The organism is Xenorhabdus sp. PB30.3 (assembly GCF_963895965.1).
GTDB lineage: Bacteria > Pseudomonadota > Gammaproteobacteria > Enterobacterales > Enterobacteriaceae > Xenorhabdus > Xenorhabdus stockiae.
On sequence record NZ_CAWQMW010000166.1, the window covers coordinates 1 to 18,995 of the forward strand.

Annotated in this window: 14 protein-coding genes; 3 read left to right on the forward strand and 11 right to left on the reverse strand. The window is 41.1% G+C overall.

Annotation, left to right across the window (positions count from 1 at the left end; genetic code table 11):
- The first annotated feature begins 223 nt into the window (after positions 1 to 223).
- A complete protein-coding gene (locus tag AACX38_RS16785; RefSeq protein ID WP_228863152.1) occupies positions 224 to 445 on the forward strand; it encodes a hypothetical protein in 222 nt (73 codons plus the stop codon).
- A gap of 148 nt (positions 446 to 593) precedes the next feature.
- Here the strand turns inward: AACX38_RS16785 and AACX38_RS16790 are convergent, their stop codons facing one another.
- The 5 genes from AACX38_RS16790 to pth all read right to left on the reverse strand — a co-directional run bounded on the left by AACX38_RS16790 (position 594) and on the right by pth (position 6,819).
- A complete protein-coding gene (locus AACX38_RS16790; protein WP_228863153.1) occupies positions 594 to 2,708 on the reverse strand; it encodes a peptidase domain-containing ABC transporter in 2,115 nt (704 codons plus the stop codon).
- Positions 2,705 to 4,000, reverse strand: a complete 1,296-nt coding sequence (locus AACX38_RS16795) for an HlyD family secretion protein (protein ID WP_228863154.1) — start codon at positions 3,998 to 4,000, stop codon at positions 2,705 to 2,707. The genes AACX38_RS16790 and AACX38_RS16795 overlap by 4 nt, the downstream gene beginning before the upstream one ends.
- Positions 4,001 to 4,253: 253 nt before the next feature.
- Positions 4,254 to 4,535, reverse strand: a complete 282-nt coding sequence (locus AACX38_RS16800) for a hypothetical protein (RefSeq protein WP_228863155.1) — start codon at positions 4,533 to 4,535, stop codon at positions 4,254 to 4,256.
- 457 nt (positions 4,536 to 4,992) lie between these two features.
- Positions 4,993 to 6,084, reverse strand: a complete 1,092-nt coding sequence (gene ychF / locus AACX38_RS16805; RefSeq protein WP_099121824.1) for a redox-regulated ATPase YchF — start codon at positions 6,082 to 6,084, stop codon at positions 4,993 to 4,995.
- A gap of 144 nt (positions 6,085 to 6,228) precedes the next feature.
- Positions 6,229 to 6,819: an aminoacyl-tRNA hydrolase gene (gene pth / locus AACX38_RS16810; protein WP_228863156.1), complete on the reverse strand. Its 591-nt coding sequence runs from the start codon at positions 6,817 to 6,819 to the stop codon at positions 6,229 to 6,231.
- Positions 6,820 to 7,080: 261 nt separating this feature from the next.
- Between pth and ychH the strand changes: the two genes are divergently transcribed.
- Positions 7,081 to 7,359, forward strand: a complete 279-nt coding sequence (gene ychH, locus AACX38_RS16815) for a stress-induced protein YchH (protein WP_228863157.1) — start codon at positions 7,081 to 7,083, stop codon at positions 7,357 to 7,359.
- A 149-nt stretch (positions 7,360 to 7,508) separates the two neighbouring features.
- Here ychH and AACX38_RS16820 read toward each other — a convergent pair whose 3' ends face one another.
- The 6 genes from AACX38_RS16820 to lolB all read right to left on the reverse strand — a co-directional run bounded on the left by AACX38_RS16820 (position 7,509) and on the right by lolB (position 17,482).
- The gene (locus AACX38_RS16820; protein WP_228863158.1) at positions 7,509 to 9,461 is read right to left on the reverse strand and encodes an autotransporter domain-containing protein; all 1,953 of its coding nucleotides are present in this window, start codon (positions 9,459 to 9,461) and stop codon (positions 7,509 to 7,511) included.
- 241 nt (positions 9,462 to 9,702) lie between these two features.
- Positions 9,703 to 11,694 carry an autotransporter outer membrane beta-barrel domain-containing protein gene (locus AACX38_RS16825; RefSeq protein ID WP_228863159.1) on the reverse strand — a complete coding sequence of 664 codons (1,992 nt, stop codon included), beginning with the start codon at positions 11,692 to 11,694 and terminating at the stop codon, positions 9,703 to 9,705.
- 417 nt (positions 11,695 to 12,111) lie between these two features.
- A complete protein-coding gene (locus tag AACX38_RS16830; RefSeq protein ID WP_228863160.1) occupies positions 12,112 to 14,286 on the reverse strand; it encodes an autotransporter domain-containing protein in 2,175 nt (724 codons plus the stop codon).
- Between the two features lie 664 nt (positions 14,287 to 14,950).
- Entirely contained in the window at positions 14,951 to 15,898 is a 948-nt protein-coding gene (gene prs, locus AACX38_RS16835; protein ID WP_141554498.1) for a ribose-phosphate diphosphokinase, read from the reverse strand.
- A gap of 97 nt (positions 15,899 to 15,995) precedes the next feature.
- A complete protein-coding gene (ispE, locus tag AACX38_RS16840) occupies positions 15,996 to 16,865 on the reverse strand; it encodes a 4-(cytidine 5'-diphospho)-2-C-methyl-D-erythritol kinase (RefSeq protein ID WP_099111198.1) in 870 nt (289 codons plus the stop codon).
- Positions 16,865 to 17,482: a lipoprotein insertase outer membrane protein LolB gene (lolB, locus tag AACX38_RS16845; protein WP_228863161.1), complete on the reverse strand. Its 618-nt coding sequence runs from the start codon at positions 17,480 to 17,482 to the stop codon at positions 16,865 to 16,867. Before lolB ends, ispE begins: the two co-directional genes overlap by 1 nt.
- 244 nt (positions 17,483 to 17,726) lie before the next feature.
- Here lolB and hemA point away from each other — a divergent pair, with 244 nt between their 5' ends.
- Positions 17,727 to 18,986 carry a glutamyl-tRNA reductase gene (gene hemA, locus AACX38_RS16850; RefSeq protein ID WP_099121816.1) on the forward strand — a complete coding sequence of 420 codons (1,260 nt, stop codon included), beginning with the start codon at positions 17,727 to 17,729 and terminating at the stop codon, positions 18,984 to 18,986.
- The last annotated feature ends 9 nt before the right edge of the window (positions 18,987 to 18,995 follow it).

Below are 18,995 nucleotides of genomic sequence, written 5' to 3' on the forward strand. Positions count from 1 at the left end.
ATTTTTATGAGTAAAGCATGGAGTCTATTTACTATGGTTAAGAGTGTGACAATTGCTATATTAATAGCAAAGCGGTTTAATAAAAGTTAATGTTGAGTGATATATGGTAATGACGTAGCAGAGATGAAACTATGAATAAGAGTATTAATTCTACATTGTGGTTTTTAAGGCTAATAATGTTTTAATCGTTGAAGTAAGCATCCTAATTATAATGAGGTAATATATGAAAGAGTTAAATCAAAAAGAAATGGAGCAAGTCGCTGGTGCTGGCGTTAGCGCGAAAGAGATCGCTGAAGGGATTGTGGGTATAGGTGAAAAAATAGGTGAAGGCATAATAGGCGCCTTGGAGAAATTTGGTGTTATTTCTGAAGAGACGGGAGAGCATATTAAGGGAGCTATGAAAAAAGGTGCAGAATTCGTAGACTCAATTATTGATGTTATTTAATTGATAGTTCATATGGCAAGAGTCACCCATTCTATTTTATTAGAGTGGGTGATTTTTTATAGGCCACAATTTATTCTCTATAGAGTAAAAAAAACTTTTCTCACCAGAGATTACTCTGGGATATTATCAATTCTGCCAGATGGGGTTATTAGGGAGCCCCAGAGCCAGAGATAGAAATAACACGCTCTGCTGATTGGATAGTTGAAGGCCTGTGCGCAATGATAATTCGGGTAATTTTTAATGAAGATACTGACTCATTAATATATGACTCATTATCTAAATCCAGATGGCTGGTTGCCTCATCCATAAATAGGATGCTTGGGCGACGATACAGCGCTCTTGCAATCAATAGCCGTTGTATTTGACCACCTGACAATCCATTACCTAACTCACCAATCAGTGTTTCATATCCCATTGGCATCAATAAAATATCATCATGAATATTTGCACGTTTAGCGCATTCCTGAATGAAGTGTACATCTGGTGAGTGGGTAAACCCGGATATATTTTCTGCGATAGAACCGGAAAGTAATTTATCATCCTGTAAAACACAGGCAATACATTTTCGGTAGTTATTTAAACCAATAATATTAATATCAAGCCCATTCATTAGAATTGTACCCTTATTGGGCTCTAACAAACCACTCATGAGCTTCATTAATGTCGTTTTTCCGGCCCCGGACGGACCAACAATGGCGATACTTTCTCCCGCATTAATATGGAGATTAAAACCAGAAATAATCGGCTTTGATAAACTATCATATTGATAATGTAAATCATGGATGGTTAAATTAACCGCTTTTCCTGAAAAACCGAGATCCCTATCTGGCGTTTCTTTCTCTGTGTCAGTAAGTACGATATCGGCAATCCTTTCATTATGTAAGTTTAACATGCGTAATTTCATTGCCATATCAATTAAATTACTGGCTCTGTCAGCAAATTGTCCACGATATGAATTAAACGCGACAAACATCCCAAGTGTCATATGATTATCTATAACTAATGATGCTCCTAACCACAAAATGATAATTTGCTCACTCGTGGAAATAAAAGCCTTAACAATATTAAAAATGGAGCCTATCTTGTTAAGTCTGGTATTTGAATTAAGCGTATCAATATTCAGATTTAACCAGGATTTTGCCCGGCTATCACATAGTCCAAGTGCCTTTAATGTATTAATGCTATATAATGTTTCCATAAAATGAGAATTGGCTCTGGCATCTTTAACTATCTGTTCTTCAGAGAGCTGTCTGAAATATTGGTAGGTTATAAATCTTATGATGATATAAATGATAGTAAACCCTAATACAACCCAAACGAGCCAGTTACCATAAAGCAGCATCATAATGAAAACGCTAACCAGCATAATAGTATCAATAATGCTGTTAATAACATTTTGAGTGAAAGTTGTCCGTATTACACTGAGTGAGCCAAAGCGGGACTGAATATCACCTAATTTACGTTTTTCAAAGTATGCTAAAGGTAATTTCATTAAATGATCAAATACACCGGATTTCCATTGTACATCCACAAATGCTTCCATAGTAATGGATGTCCAGCTACGCAATGTGGATACACTGACTCTAAATAAAATGAAAAAGAGTAGACCATAGCAAATAATTTTCAGAAGGCTATGATCCTGAGCGATGATGACATGGTCCATTATTAATTGGGTTCCGACTGGCAAGAGTATATTAATTGCTTCTATAACCAGAGATAAGAAAAATATTTTACTCAGTGTCGATTTAATTCCCTGAATATTAGTCAGCAGGGAGATAATGCGTAATTTATTTTGTTTTTTTATCGGAACAAATTCACTACCTGGCCATACTTCTAATGCAATGCCAGTAAAGTGTTTGGATACTTCCGCAAAATTCATCACACGTTGCCCGAATGCAGGATCATGGATAGTGATTTTATTTTTTTTTACATTAACCAGAACGACAAAATGATTCATGTCCCAATGTAAAATACAGGGGGTTTTTAATGCATTAAGCTCATCAAGCTCCAGTGCTACAGCTCTGGTTTTGAACTTAAGGGTAGTGGCAATATTGATCAGTGTCGTCAGCGTTACGCCGCGGGTGGAAATCCCGAATTGGCTGCGTAGGCTGGATAAATCAATTTGTAGACCATGATAATGAAATACCATTGCTAAACTGGCTAATCCACATTCGGCCGCTTCGGTTTGCAAAATTTTAGGAACTCTTCTTCTGAATCCTAGATTTAATCTTTCGGTGATAGTTTCAAAAGAGGTTTTATTCATTTTTGAGGGCCTGTTAATGTTTTTTTCATGTCATAGAATGGTGAGAACATCCACTGATAAAGTGGTCTTTTTTCAAGGAAAAAGGTCGATTGAGCTTTCATTCCGTTGGATAAATATAATTTTCTTCCATTATAATTGAACTGTTCTTTCTTCAGGCCAACCAGAACTTTATAATATGATTCGGTTTTATCTCCGGGGACATTTACTGGTGAGCTTCTGTAATGAGACATTTCTTGAGCAGTGGCAGGAATATAAGAAATGTTATTGATGTCTCCTGAAAATTGGCCAAATTTTTCAAATGGGAAAGCATCGTAGCGTATATTAATACCATCACCTTTTTTAATATAAGGTAAGCTGCTATTAGGAACCCACAAAATTAAATAATAAGTTGGTTTTACATTATCTGGGCTTACCTGAACTAAATTATCATTTGTGACAACCATTTGACCATCGGTAAAATTCAGGGATTCAATCCGCCCATCAATAGGAGAAGTAATAAATATCGATCCGCTGACATTCATTTCAGTTAATTTTTGTTTTAAATCATCCTGCTGGATTTTATATTGTGAAATCTGTTTATCAAAATCGGCTTTTTGTAGCATGATGTCACTATTCAGACTGGTGATTTTTAATGAATCGCTGATGTATTGGCTATAGAGGTTTTGATACATATTTTGTTGCTGGTAATAAGAGTAACCGTAGTTATTAAACTGATCTTTTGTAATAAGCCCCCGTTCCTGGTAAGTTTTATAGTTCTTCATGTTTTCTTTTGCAAATTCAACACCTTGCCGTGCATTTTCTACAATAATCCTGTCTTTTTCATGCGATAGCTCATACTGATTTTTTTGTTCCTCAAGGCTGGCTAAAGTAACGCTTTTATTATGTTCGAGGTTTTCAATGATTTTGTTTATTTGTGTTAGCTGGTTTTTGAGGGAGTTTTGCGCGTTGGTGCTGGTTTTACCGGATTCGGTCACTTGGCTAATATCAACCTGATAAATTTTCTGACCTTTTTTTACGATATCACCGACTTTAACAAATGATTTTAAGATAAAGCCTTGTTGAGAAGCTAAAATATTTATTGGGTGAGGATTAGTGATGACTTCGCCATAAACATTGATACGTCTTGCATAATTTCCAAAAGTAATAAAAAGAAACAAAATAGTCAGAAAAACGATTGAAGCAACACAAATAATCCATGCAGGAACTTTTGCTATTAATATTGCCTTACCCGTCCATCTGGATTTTTTATTATCTAAGGCTTCTTGCCTAAATAACTTATTCATAGCAGTCATTTATGGTTAATCTTCATGTTTTATTTGATTGAAATGTTCCTGAATGTAACTAAAAGCTGCCATTTATCAGGTAATGTCAGTGGAGTGACGAATTTGATACTATCTTACTGTAATATAGGTAACCTGAATGTTACTTAAACCATTAATGAGGTTTCCGGGGCTTAATGCGGGAACTATTTAATATAAGATAGTTAAGGGGAAACCTGGAAGGAAAGAGTTCCTTCCAGAATGAATTAATGATGTTGATAGAGTATTAGTTAAATATATTACCAATCCTATCCACTAAACCTAAGTATGCTGTTTTTAATTTGCGTAATTGATAAGCATCTGTATATTTCCAGTCAGGGCTCCAATTCTCGCTACTAAAACTACATATATTTAATTCACCAAGCTCTTTTTGCAATTCTTCGATTTGTTGATGGACAGAAGTACTTGAAGCAAGGCTCTTGCCCATCCCTTGACCGTTCCAGCGGATATTTGTTGCGGCGGAATACGGGATTGGGATAAGTACTGAGTCACCATTTGACTCCAACATGGGTAATACTTTTAAAAATGAACTGAATGCGCTGTAATTATGCCCGCCATAACTACAGATGTCTGTTTTGTAAACGGTTTCTGGATGGGGTTTAGGATTAACCTGATCGATTTTTGTGGTTACTGAGCGTTTACCATTGATTAGTAACTTAAGTTTGCAAGAGTTCAGTGTGTAATAAATATTACTTAATAAGGTAAGTAATATAAAGTTTAATTATCAGATGAATTAAAAGAATGACTGTTACTTGTTGATAATCGTAAGTTTATAAAATGGTAAGCGGCGAAGGAAAAATAATTTGAAAGACTAAATGTTATGAGGACTAAATATTTAGCCAGTAGTAAAAAGAGGGTTTTGGTAATTTTTTTAGTGCGGCGCTGAATATGTTTATGATATCAACGCCGCCTTCATATTAAAACTCGTCAGTTACGAGTTGTTCCACTGAAGTGGAAGGAGATAGTTACACGTTAAACAGGAAATTCATTACATCGCCATCTTTAACGATATATTCTTTTCCTTCCGCACGCATTTTGCCTGCTTCTTTTGCACCTTGTTCGCCTTTATAGGTGATGAAATCTTCAAATGCAATAGTCTGAGCACGGATAAATCCTTTTTCAAAATCAGTATGGATTTTACCCGCTGCTTGTGGTGCAGTTGCGCCTACCGGAATTGTCCATGCGCGGACTTCTTTCACACCAGCGGTGAAATAGGTTTGCAGATTCAACAGTTCGTACCCGGCGCGAATAACACGGTTCAGGCCCGGTTCTTCCAGCCCCATTTCAGCCATAAATTCTTCACGGTCTTCATCTTCCAGTTCTGCGATATCTGCTTCAATTGCAGCACAAACAGGAACAACCACAGAACCTTCCTGCGCAGCAATGGCACGAACGGTGTCAAGATGTGGGTTGTTTTCAAAACCATCTTCATTGACGTTAGCAATGTACATTGTTGGTTTCAGGGTCAGGAAGCTCAGGTAACGAATAGCTGCTTTTTCTTCCACACTCAGGTCTAAAGCACGCAACATGCCTGCCTGTTCAAGGTGTGGGAGACATTTTTCCAGTGCGGCTAATTCAGTTTTAGCGTCTTTATCGCCACCTTTGGCTTTTTTCTGGACGCGCTGGATAGCACGCTCACAGGTTTCCAGATCTGACAGGGCCAGCTCAGTATTGATAACGTCAATATCAGCCGCCGGATCAACCTGACCGGAAACGTGAATGATATTGTCATTGTCGAAGCAACGTACAACGTGACCAATCGCTTCAGTTTCACGAATGTTGGTCAGGAACTGGTTACCCAGACCTTCGCCTTTTGACGCGCCTTTTACCAGACCGGCAATATCCACAAATTCCATTGTGGTTGGCAGAATGCGCTGTGGTTTAACAATTTCAGCCAGCTTGTCGAGGCGTGGATCCGGCATCGGAACAACACCGGTATTTGGCTCGATAGTGCAGAAAGGGAAGTTTGCTGCTTCGATACCTGCTTTGGTCAGCGCATTGAATAATGTAGATTTCCCGACGTTAGGCAGGCCAACGATACCGCATTTGAATCCCATAAATTTATCACCTTTGATTACTTATACACCAACAATGAAGATGCTCTTTGTCTGGCTGAAAAGCCATAGGGCATAACCTGTCGGTGAGTTATATAAAATTGGCGCCATTATACACGCAATAGCATCACGTGCCATGTACTCCCGTCAGGCACTGGCTTTAAATGCGTGCAGGCGGTTAATGGCTTTGCTCATGCCATCTTTCATAAGAATATCAGTACAGCTTAATGCTTCAGCGATAGCATCATCAATCAGCTTTTGTTCACCGAGCGGTGGCTTGCCAAGTACAAATCCCACAACTTTGTTTTTATCACCCGGATGGCCGATACCAATCCTCAGACGATGGAAATTAGGATTATTACCAAATTTGTTCTGGATATCTTTCAGTCCGTTATGCCCGCCATTACTGCCGCCCAGCTTCATTTTTGCCACACCCGGCGGGAGATCAAGCTCATCATGTGCAACCAGAATTTCATCCGGCTGGATACGGTAAAATCCAGCCAGGGCAAGAACAGACTTACCACTGAGGTTCATGAATGTCGTTGGCACCAGTAGGCGGACATCTTGCCCGTTCATATTAATGCGAGTGGTATAACCGAAAAATTTACTTTCTTCTTTTAAAGACTGGTTATGGCGCTGTGCTAATAAATCGACAAACCATGCTCCTGCATTATGACGGGTTTGAGCATATTCAGCCCCGGGGTTTGCCAGACCAACGATTAATTTTATGTTACTCACAGTTTGGTTTCGCTTATTGGCATTAATGTATTAAAAAAAGAGGCCTAGTTTACCTGCCTCAGAGCTTGAGTACAAAATTGATTATGATATTAGATAATAGGATGTCGGTATTAAAAATAAGTTAAAATTTGCACAGCTTGTGATCACTGGCGCAATAACCTGTTTAATACTATGGCTATAATAACTAGGAGGCATCCGCTTTCGTGCTTTTGAGTTCGTTTGTAAACAAATTACGTTCACAAAAAGTATTGGAGGTTGGCTATGGGACGTAAAAAAGCGTTTATTCTGGGCAATATTTTTATGGGATTAGGTATGGCTGGGATGCTTATTAGTCTAGCCTATGTCTTGCTCAGCCATATATTTAGTATCAAGGAATCTGAATTTTTTGCGGGAGTTGCACTGATAGGGTTATTTGTCGGTGCACTTATTTGGTTGGGTGGCGCTAGTCTTGGAGGGCGGGAGCATATTACGGATAAGTATTGGTGGTTGAAAAATCATGATGAGCGCTATCGTCGCAAAAAACAACATAAGCATTCGTAATTTTATTAAGATATATTTATATTTTGATATAACGCTATTATTAGCATTGCACACAATATAACACGGGTATTTTGTTAGCTGGGTTATTAACATATTTCAGTTATTTCAAGTTGCAGCTGATAACGCTGCAACTTGAAAGGTAATGAATCTTAGAATATTGCATTAATTCCCAGACTGAAATTATAGTCAGGCTCCTCACCGCTACCTTCATTACGGGTTACAGTAATAAAACTATGTAGGTTATTGACCAGTCCCATATTCATCCCAAGGGTATATTGCCGCCAGTTTTTGCTCCGTTTACTACTTTTTATTACAAAGGAAGTTTTGGTGGCATTAATAGCACTGCGTATTTTGGTGCTGAGATCCCCGAACTGGCGATTAAACTGAACAGAAGCATAAGGATTAAAGCGACCTAACTGAGTGTCTACACGCCAGCCCAGTGTACCAACTTCAGACGTATATCTCTGACCAGAAAAGTGCATGGATGTACTGTTATTTTCGTGTTCACGATAACCATTAACATCACCTTTATCCCAGATAAACTGCACAATCGGGCTGGTAGTGATGACTTCAGTCACAGGAATATTCCAGTTGGCAGTAATGCGGGCACCCCATTGTTTACCCAATGTTGAACCAATTTCTCTACGGGTAGCTTCACCAAGCTCAATATTACGGATCAGGCTATCGTAATTTATATGCGAATAGTGGAGATCACCACTCAGCCACGCGTTGCCATAGAGATTCCACAGTCCGTAAGCGATGACAGTATGTCCCAGCCCTTCATAAGTGAAGCTGGAAGCGAGAGTTCGTTCATCCTCGTAGTGAGAATAGAGCGCTCCCAGTAATAGATTATCTGTCAGCTGGTAGTCACTACCCAACGTGAAGCTATCATTACCGCTATGTGTATAACCGCCAAATACGCCGATTTTTCCCGGTGTATTACCGGCATCGCGGAGCTGCTGTAAGTGGCCATCAAGGAATGAACGAACACCTTTGACCGGGAGTTGATTGACACTAGTTAGTGATGCCACAAGGAATGGTGCAGTATAGATTGAGGTAATGTATTGACCGGTGACATGATGAACATATGGGGTCGGGTGGAAGCCATCAGAGAATAAGAATTCTTTGTCTTTATCAAAATTTGTATCTTGTGAAGAACACTGATCAGCAAGTTCTCCCTGAGGGCAAGGGTAACCTAATGTATTTTGAATACCGTATGCATAGGGGTTTTCCATGACTTCGCGTAGTAGAGCATTAATATCAGCACGCAGGATATTGCCATGACTTTGACTGATTTTATCATCTACCTGTTGGTTATAACTATCGGTGAACTCGGTGGCTTTTTGGCGGTATTTGTTATAAGCATACTTCAGTATTGTTACATCTATTCCAGACTTTTTTGCCAATTCTTCAAGGAGTTTATTAATCGCCATTTCACGAGCTTCACCGCTGGGAATATCGTGTTTATTAACCTCCTGACGGATCTTTTCTAATACTTCTTTAATCTGCTCCGGAGTTTTGCCCATGGTGACTAATTCCTTTTCAACCAATGTTTCCATAAGTTTGGGCGTTGTTCCCACATCAGGAACGGTTGGTACGATGATTAGTCCGGCTCCGGCTTTGACCAGCGTGTTGATTTGGTTTGATGTGGCATTTGCACTGGCATCAACAATTTCATGTGATTTTTTAGAATCATCCGACATAATATTATAAGCTTGTAAAGCAGCAGTCATGTCATTACCACCGACCCAATGAATATAGATACCATTTGGATCGGCTTTTCCTCCGTGTTGTTTAAGATAATTATCCAGCTGCTTTTCTGTTGTATCCTGGTGTTCTGGCATCGGCAGTGCGGTTGCACCTCCTTCAGCGTAGTTAGTTCCGTTTTTCTTGGAAGGAGTTAAGTCTTTACCGGTAATGTGGCGGCTCACATATTCATCATACAGTTCACTATTTGCTCCGTCGGTTGTATAACGTCCTTTATTCCCGCCGTCACTCAGACTATCGCCGAAGACATAGGTAGTATCATAAGCATAGGAATTTGTAATGAAACTGGATAAAAGTAGTGTTGTAGTTGATATTCCGAAAAGTATTTTTTTCATTGGAGTTCTCCAGAGAACGTAACCATTGCTTTCCTCTCAGCTCTTATCCTCCCGATATTGTTGGATTAAGAGTTGACTCCTTATATTCCCTGATAATTTCAATACGATATTACTTCTGGTTACTTATACGAAAAATCAACGTGATGCGGATGTATGTATATAGAAAGAGAAAATGTGACGGAAAAAGAAAAGCGCATGGGAGAGTTTCTTTCCCGTGCGCTTTATTTTTTACGACATCAAATCAGAAGCGGGAGCTAACACCCAGACTGAAATTGTAGTTTGGATCCTGTGAGCTGCCTTCATTACGGGTAACGGAAGCAAAACCATGGATATTACCGAACAGATTGGCGTTCGCACCTATAGTATATTGACGCCAGTCTTTGCTCTGTTTACTGCTATCCGTAACAAACGATGTTTTGGTTGATAGAATAGCACTGCGCAGTTTGTACTGGGTATCACCGAACTGGTGATTAAACTGAATAGACGCATATGGGTTGAAACGACCCAGCTGGGTATCTACACGCCAGCCCAGTGTCCCGACTTTAGAGGTGTAATTTTGGTCACTGAAACGCATGGCAGAACTGTTATTGCCGGATTCGTGATAGCCTTTAACATCACCTTTATCCCAGCTGAACTGCACAATCGGACTGGTGGTGACGATATCAGTGACAGGAATATCCCAGTTAGCGGTAAGGCGGGCACCCCATTGTTTACCGGTGGTTGAGCCTGTCTCTTTGCGGTTTGCCTGACCAAGCTGGATACTGCGGGTCAGGCTATCGTAATTGATACGGGCATAGTGAATATCACCACTCAGCCATGCGTTATCAAAGAGGTTCCACAGTGCATAACCGGTTGCCACATGCCCATTTCCTTCGTAAGTAAAGTTAGAAACAGGGGAACGATCAAATTTGTTGTTGGAGTACAGAGCGCCCAGTAAAAAGTTTTCCGCCAGTTGGTAATCGCCGCCTAACGTAAAGGAATCATGACGGTTATCGGTATAGCTACCGAAAACCCCAAATTTCCCCTGTTCATTGCCGGTATGGCGTAGCTGTTGCAGATGACCATCAAGGGAGGCACGGGTGCCTTTAACCGGGGTGCGGTTGACCTGATTCAGGGTCATAACCTGGGATGGGGCGATAAGGGTGGATACTATATATTGACCCATAATTTTGTGTGCTAATGGTGATGGGTGGAAATTGTCAGAGAATATAAACTCTTTGCGTTTATCAAAGTCAGCATCTTCAGACTTGCAGTAACGGGAGCTTTTACCTACGGCACAGGAATAACCAAGATTATTATTAAAACCATAACTAAATGGATTATCGATAACTTCATGCAATAGACCGTAGATATCGGCACGTAGAATATTGCCGTTATTTGCGCTGATTTTATCATCCACTATCTTGTTATAATCTTTAGTGTACTTTGTTGCGAGCATACTGGCTTTGGAATATCCCTCAGTCAGATTTTTTTTTACTTTTTCAGCGTCTAAATTAAAGTCTTTACTGGCTTTTTGAGCTAGAGAATCAAAGACTTTTTGGAGAGCCAGATGACGTGCTTCACCATTAGGGAGATCAGCATCATTAATATCTGAGTGAACTTTACCTAAAGTTCCTTTTATAATAACTTTAATTTTGTCCTCTGATATTCCTTTATTTTTTAACTCTTTTTCCAATCCCATTGTTAAAACTTCGTCTAACACTCTAGGAGCCATACCAACATCAGGAATGGTTGGTGCAATGATCAACCCAACTCCTGCATCCACCAGTTGGTTAATCTGCCCTGCAGCTGCTTCTGCACTCTCTATAAGCTCACTATATGCTTTATTGGGATCGCCTAAAGTATTTTGTAACGTTTGAGCAATATCGTTCCCACCTATCCAGTGTATAAAGATAGCATTAGGATCTACGCAATTATTATTTCTCAGAACGTCTTTGAGCTGGTTATCTGTTGTATTATCAGGATTTTTAGGATTCAACTTACTGATAGCTGTTGCACCACCTACTGCAAGATTGGTGCCACCATGTTTTGAACTAAAGTGGTCTTGGTTAAGTGATACCCGAGAAACATATTGGCTATACACTTCTTTTTGGTCAGAGGTGTAGACTCCATTATTTCCACTATCGCTTAAACTATTTCCATTCGTACAAAGAATATTATAAGACTGAGCATTAGCAATGGTGCTGACTGAAAGCGCTAATAGGGCAGGTGCAAATAAAAAAGCCTTTTTCACTGGTATTCTCCATAAATAGTTTTTTGTTATTTATCAGTTCCCCAATTTTTTTAATGACGAAGTCTGAGCAACGCCTTTTCGGAAGTTTTGAGGTGCTGACAGGTTAAATATTTTGTGATTTCTATCAAGTTGTTAACCATCTGATAACAATTGACTAAATTAGAGTATGTTCAAACGTAAAAAATAATCCATATCACATTGAATTATTTGTAAATAATGTGATGTCTGACCAGTGTGTCTGAAATAGTTAACCCAGTATATTTATATTATTTCAGTGTTAAGTTTTATGCGGATTTAGGCTGAAGAAGGGATTTGAAGGGGATGAAAAAATGCAGGGCACAACATTGTTGCCCTGCATTTTTAATTAATCAGCTGATTAAAATTAATCGACTTCTATCGTGTTTATTGCCTACAAAATCAGAAGCTGGCGTTGATACCTAAGCTGAAATCATAGTTAGCATCTTGTGCACTGCCTTCATTACGGGTGACGGATGCAAAACCGCGTACGTTACCGAACAGATTAGCATTTGCACCTACAGTATATTGACGCCAGTCTTTGCTCTGTTTGCCACTATCCACAACAAACGATGTTTGGGTAGAGTTAATGGCACTGCGCATTTTAGACTGGGTATCGCCGAACTGGTGGTTAAACTGAACAGACGCATATGGGTTGAAACGACCCAGCTGAGTATCTACACGCCAGCCCAGTGTAGCGATTTTAGAGGTGTAGTTCTGACCACTGAAGTTCATGGCAGAACTTTGATGACCAGATTCGCGATAGCCTTTAACATCACCTTTATCCCAGCTGAACTGTACAATCGGGCTGGTAGTTACGATGTTGGTGACTGGGATATCCCAGTTGGCAGTAAGACGGGCACCCCATTGTCTACCTGTAGTTGAGCCTACTTCTCTGCGAGTTGCCTGACCCAGTTGGATGCTACGGGTTAAGCTGTCGTAATTGATGTCCGCATAGTGGAGATCACCACTTAGCCATGCTTTGTTAAATACGTTCCACAAGCCATAGGCAGTGGCAACATGTGCATCACTTTGATAGGAGAAGTTAGAAGTCGGTGAACGCTCAGTATTATCGTTAGAGTACAGAGCACCCAGTAACAGACTTTCTGTCAGCTGATAATCACCACCTAAGGTAAAGGTGGTATTACGGCCGCCGCTATAGCCACCGAATACACCCGTTTTCCCCTGTTCATTACCACCGCTGCGCAGTTGTTGCAGATGACCATCAAGGGAAGCCCGCGTACCTTTAACCGGAGCACGGTTGACCTGATTCAGGGTCATAACCTGTGATGGGGCAATATAGATGGATTCTATGTATTGGCCCATAATTTTGTGTGCTAGTGGAGTTGGGTGGAATTGATCAGCGAATAAAAATTCTCTGATATTATTGAATTCAGGATTATCCTTTCCGTCTATTTTAGAAACACATTCACTGGCTGACTGTCCCTGAGGGCAGGCATAACCTAATGTATTTTGAATACCATAACTATAAGGATTGTCGATCACTTCCTTTAGCAGACCGTTGATATCTGCACGCAGGATATTGCCCTTGCTCTCGCTGATTTGTTTATCCACTAATTCGTTATAAGCATCGGTGAGTTTTGTTGCACCTTCACTTGCATCACCATAGGCGGTAATAAGTTGTTTATATAACTCTTCGGTTTTAGTGTTGATTTCAGCCTGAACTTTAGCTTTTTCCTCTGGAGTTGCGGCCTTGTCCATATCAGCTTGAGCTGATTTTGCGGCTGCCTTTGCGGCAACTACTTTCAAGGTGCCTTCAAGAACTTTATCACGGAAAACACCAGAAGGAGTTTCGTAACTATTAATACCATCATGGACTAATGTTAAGGTTTCTTTGCCTGTTTTTTGAAATTCAGGATCATTTTTGATTTTTTGTTCAATGGCTACTTTGTCAGCGGCTTTTTCTTTGTCTTTTGTTGGTTCGTTAAAAACATTAGGATCAATACCTTTAGCTACTAAAGCTTGATTAAACATAGCTTGGCTAAGTAATGTTTCTAACATTCTTGGAGTAGTGCCGACATCAGGCACAGTTGGCGCTATGACCAAGCCGGCGCCAGCGTTCACCAATTGAGTGATCTGCCTTGATGCTTCTGTAGCACTTTTCCCGACAATGTCATACGATTCAGAAGGGTCCTTCGGATTTTTACTTCCTGCGATTAATGCTGCTGCAAGATCATTCCCACCTACCCAATGGATATAGATTCCATTAGAGTCAGCCTGTTGATTATGCTGTGCCAAATACTGACTTACTTGTTCCTTAGTCCCAAGACCACGCTCACTATATTCTTTAAGAGCTGTCGAGCCTGCTTGTGAATAGTTGGTGCCGCCTTCTTCACTGGAGGGTTTTAATTCGATATTTGCAAGTTTTTTAGCAAGATATTCATTATAAAGCTGGCTAGTTTTACCATCCGTTGTGAAACGTTCTACACCTTTAGTATTTCCAGTATCACTCAAACTATCGCCAAAAACATAAAGATTGTCATAAGCATGGGCATTAGAAATGGTGCTGATTGAAAGTGCTAACAGTGCTGGTGTGAATAAAAATGCCTTTTTCATTAGCATTATCCTTACTTAAATAGTTTTTATTTATCAGCAGCATCGGCTTTTTTTAATGGCAAAGCCTAAGCGACGCCTCTTCATAAGTTTGAAGGTGCTGATAGGTTGAATATGTCTGATTGATATCTGGCTGGTCAGATCAATAATCTATGGGGAACAACTTTTCTGGATTGAATGGTGTTTCCTGTCTGAGTAGTCCAAATGAGCCTGAAATTTATCTCATCAGATAATTTTAATTTTTTCGATGAAAAATATTTACTAACATAATTGTTGTTTTTTTAAGGTATTTTTATCGTCAGTTTTCAAAACGGCGACAGGTTAGCAGCAACCACACGGGCGCACCAGTATTGTTACGTTTATAGAGGACTGGACGTACCAGATGATTTGTTATGCACAGATATGATTGTTGTTTTTCTGTTCTGATATGTTGATGGCGAGTTTTCCTGAGATATTAATCATAAATCAGATTAACTTGTTGATATGGATGATTATTTTTATGTTGTGAATATCATCTTGATTAACTAAACCAATATCTAATTATTTCATCTGATTGCTAAATAAACAGAAAAACCCGCTGGTACAGGCGCACCAACGGGTTTTTTCAGCGATGATTTATTTAATCACTTGTATAAGTTTGTGCTCAAAATCTGCACTGGCTTATATCTTAGTGTTCAAACATTGCAGAGATTGACTCTTCATTGCTGATACGGCGGATTGCTTCAGCAAGCATGCCAGACAGTGTCAGAGTACGAACTTTGTTCAACGCCTTGACCTCATCAGACAGAGGAATTGTGTCACAGACAATAAATTCATCTATCACTGAGTTCTTGATGTTTTCTACAGCATTACCAGAGAAGATTGGGTGTGTTGCATAAGCAAACACTCGCTTAGCTCCGCGCTCTTTCAGTGCTTCAGCGGCTTTACACAGCGTGCCACCTGTGTCGATCATGTCATCAACCAGAATGCAGTCACGGCCTGCAACATCACCAATGATATGCATAACTTGAGAAACGTTCGCACGTGGGCGGCGCTTATCAATAATAGCCATGTCAGTATCATTCAGCAGCTTAGCAATAGCACGGGCGCGAACAACACCACCAATATCTGGAGAAACAACAATCGGGTTTTCCAGCCCTTTCTGGAGCATATCTTCCAGCAGGATTGGGCTACCAAATACATTATCAACCGGAACATCAAAGAAGCCTTGGATCTGCTCGGCGTGCAGGTCAACCGTGAGAACACGGTCTACACCAACGCTGGACAAAAAGTCCGCAACGACTTTGGCAGTGATAGGCACACGCGCTGAACGAACACGACGATCCTGACGGGCATAACCAAAGTAAGGAATTACTGCGGTAATACGTCCGGCAGAAGCGCGACGCAGCGCATCGACCATAACGACCAATTCCATCAGGTTATCGTTGGTTGGTGCACAAGTGGACTGGATGATGAATACATCGCCACCGCGTACATTTTCATTGATTTGAACACTGACTTCACCGTCGCTGAAACGACCGACAGCAGCGTCTCCCAGGCTTGTGTACAGACGGTTGGCAACACGTTGTGCTAGTTCAGGGGTGGCATTACCAGCAAAAAGCTTCATATCGGGCACGAGAAAAACCTCAGGCTTGCGTCCAGAGAGATATTGTTGACCAATCAAACCGCTACTCATTAAAGCAAAACAACGATCCATTGGTTCAATAACATGTTTATCCCAGAGCTGTTTGTTTACAGCGAAATGTATGCAATGGTGAAATGTTAACGCCACGCGCAACAAAGCCCTGCATCCACTCTGGGGCTTGATTTAACACCTTACGGGCTGATGCTTCTGATTCGAACTCGCCGAAAACACATGCACCTGTCCCGGTCAGGCGTGACGGGGTGTATTCTAACAGCCATGAAAGAAGCTGTTCAACCTTACGGAAACGTTTTCTTGCGATTGGCTCACAATCATTTTTGAATGGTGCCTGTAATAATGCGGGTAAAGTGCGGATCGGAGAATTTCTTTTTAATTCAGGATCTGTGAATATTTTTGGGGTCGGGATCTCAATTCCGGGGTGAGCAACCAGAAACCATTTCTCTTCAGGTGAGGCTGGTTGGAGTTTTTCACCGATGCCTTCGGCAAAAGCTGCGTGTCCTTTAACGAAGACAGGAACGTCCGCGCCGAGGGTGACGCCAAGTTGTGCCAGTTCATCATCCGACAGGTTTGTCTGCCAGTGATAGTTCAGGGCAATCAGTACCGTGGCTGCATTGGAAGAGCCACCACCCAGACCGCCACCCATAGGCAGACGTTTATGAATGTGGATATCTGCGCCCCGGTATTGGGTGCCGATTGACTGCTTTTCAGCGTGCTCTTGTAATAACCGCGCAGCCCGGACGATCAGATTATCGTCATTTGGCACACCTTTAACGGGTGTCAGCAGGCGGATCTGATTATCCTGACGGGGAGTGATGGTTATTTCATCACCATAATCCAGAAACTGAAACAGTGTTTGTAGTTCATGATAGCCATCAGAACGGCGCCCGGTGATATATAAAAATAAATTTAATTTTGCCGGAGAAGGCCAGGTCAAAGTCATTATTGGGTAGTCCAGTTATCCATTTTCAGTTTAATACGGTTTTTACCTTGGGTCAGTTCCAGCCGGTTTGGTAAGGCGGGAGTCACTGACGTATCGTATCCCTGATAATTTACCTGCCAGATTTCACCATTTTCTTTATCGCTTACCGATTTAAGCAGATAGTTTTTATCCAGCTGAAAATCGCGGGCATTGCCGGGCAGGCCGATAATCCAGCTTTTCAGATTATCCAGAGGAATATTCATATTGGTAAGCTTATAAATCAGTTCTTCCGGATTATTACTGATATATTTTTTCCCTTCATTGTCCGTAATCTGGGTGATATTAGGCTGAACAGATAATTCCAGTTCAGTTGTCCCTAATGGATTTAGCAGAAGTAGCTTGTAGTTATTTGCCGCATATTGTTGCCAGAAAAAACGGGCATACACTTTCTTTTCATTTGCCAGATAAGCGAAAGATCCCCGGGTTTGATAATGAGTCAAATTTTGCAATTGTGCTTTGCGATCATTCCATTGCGGGGAGCTCATTGACCCTGTTCCGTCTGGTGCCTGTGTAACGGTACAAGCCGTCAGCAAAACAGCGGAGAGGGGGAGTAAACGAAAAAATGATGGTATTTTCATAGGGTAGCCCAATGGTGTGATAGCGAATAATGTGCAATCAAAGTCTATAATCAAGGAGGTAATTTAGCGAAGTTTCGTTAAAATTTCCCGAATAATTATAGCCGAACTGTTTGATTGACTTTTATTGAACTGTTGCATCAAGTAGAATGCTCAACCAATGAGAGTCCTTACGAAAGGTGTAGGTTTATGAGAATGATTATTAATATTATTATGAGCCCATACCAGATAACTCAACGCAGTTAAGATGACTTTATTAGCACTCGGTATAAATCACAAAACAGCGCCTGTTTCTTTGCGTGAACGGGTAGCCTTTTCTCCCGATACGATAGGGCTTGCACTTGATAACCTGCTCCAGCAGCCGCTGGTGAGGGGCGGAGTTGTGCTGTCAACCTGTAATCGCACCGAACTGTATCTCAGTGTCGAACAGCAGGACAACCTGAAAGAGCAACTCATTAATTGGTTATGCGAATATCACCAGTTAAGCCACGATGAACTCAACACGAGCCTTTACTGGCATCTGGGGAGTGATGCTGTCAGCCATTTAATGAGAGTTGCCAGCGGTCTGGATTCACTGGTGCTTGGTGAACCTCAAATTTTAGGTCAGGTGAAAAAAGCTTTTTCTGAATCGCAGAGTTCCCAATCCTTATCAGGGGAATTAGAGCGCCTGTTCCAGAAATCATTTTCTGTTGCCAAACGGGTCAGAACTGAAACAGAAATTGGGGCGAATGCGGTTTCTGTCGCTTTTGCTGCCTGTACGCTCGCCCGGCAGATCTTTGAGTCGCTTTCCCAGTTAAATATCCTGCTGGTAGGAGCCGGGGAAACGATTGAGCTTGTCGCCCGTCATCTTAAAGAGCACCGGGTTAACCATCTTATGATTGCCAACCGCACAAAAGAGCGTGCGTATACGCTGGCGAATGAGGTGAATGCGGAAGTGATATCCCTGTCGGAAATTGATACCCGACTGGCAGAAGCAGATATCGTCATCAGTTCTACAGCCAGCCCTTTACCGATTATTGGTAAAGGAATGGTCGAACGGGCACTAAAACTGCGCCGTAATCAACCCATGCTGCTGATTGATATTGCTGTTCCCCGAGATATCGAGCCGGATGTTGAGAAATTGAGTGACGCCTATTTGTACAGTGTTGATGATTTACAGGCCATTATTCAGCAAAATCTTGCGCAACGTAAAGCAGCGGCGGTGATTGCTGAAGGAATTGTACAACAAGAGAGCACTCATTTTATGGATTGGTTGCGTTCGCAGGGCGCAGTTAATACAATTCGCGAATATCGGGAACAGGCAGAAAAAATCAGGGCTGAGATGACTGCAAAAGCATTAATGTCCATACAGCAGGGTGCTGACGCAGAACAGGTCATCAACCAGTTAACTCACCAATTGACGAATCGTCTGATCCATACACCAACTAAATCACTCCAAAAGGCTGCCAGTGACGGCGATTTAGAACGCCTGAATCTCCTGCGGGACGGCCTTGGGCTGGATCCATAACCCTATTCT

Excerpts from the sequence above, each read along its gene's own strand:
- AACX38_RS16785 (WP_228863152.1), top strand. The coding sequence starts at position 224 with ATGAAAGAGTTAAATCAAAAAGAAATGGAGCAAGTCGCTGGTGCTGGC.
- AACX38_RS16790 (WP_228863153.1), bottom strand. The coding sequence starts at position 2,708 with ATGAATAAAACCTCTTTTGAAACTATCACCGAAAGATTAAATCTAGGA.
- AACX38_RS16795 (WP_228863154.1), bottom strand. The coding sequence starts at position 4,000 with ATGACTGCTATGAATAAGTTATTTAGGCAAGAAGCCTTAGATAATAAA.
- AACX38_RS16800 (WP_228863155.1), bottom strand. The coding sequence starts at position 4,535 with ATGTTGGAGTCAAATGGTGACTCAGTACTTATCCCAATCCCGTATTCC.
- ychF (WP_099121824.1), bottom strand. The coding sequence starts at position 6,084 with ATGGGATTCAAATGCGGTATCGTTGGCCTGCCTAACGTCGGGAAATCT.
- ychH (WP_228863157.1), top strand. The coding sequence starts at position 7,081 with ATGGGACGTAAAAAAGCGTTTATTCTGGGCAATATTTTTATGGGATTA.
- AACX38_RS16820 (WP_228863158.1), bottom strand. The coding sequence starts at position 9,461 with ATGAAAAAAATACTTTTCGGAATATCAACTACAACACTACTTTTATCC.
- AACX38_RS16830 (WP_228863160.1), bottom strand. The coding sequence starts at position 14,286 with ATGAAAAAGGCATTTTTATTCACACCAGCACTGTTAGCACTTTCAATC.
- ispE (WP_099111198.1), bottom strand. The coding sequence starts at position 16,865 with ATGACTTTGACCTGGCCTTCTCCGGCAAAATTAAATTTATTTTTATAT.
- lolB (WP_228863161.1), bottom strand. The coding sequence starts at position 17,482 with ATGAAAATACCATCATTTTTTCGTTTACTCCCCCTCTCCGCTGTTTTG.
- hemA (WP_099121816.1), top strand. The coding sequence starts at position 17,727 with ATGACTTTATTAGCACTCGGTATAAATCACAAAACAGCGCCTGTTTCT.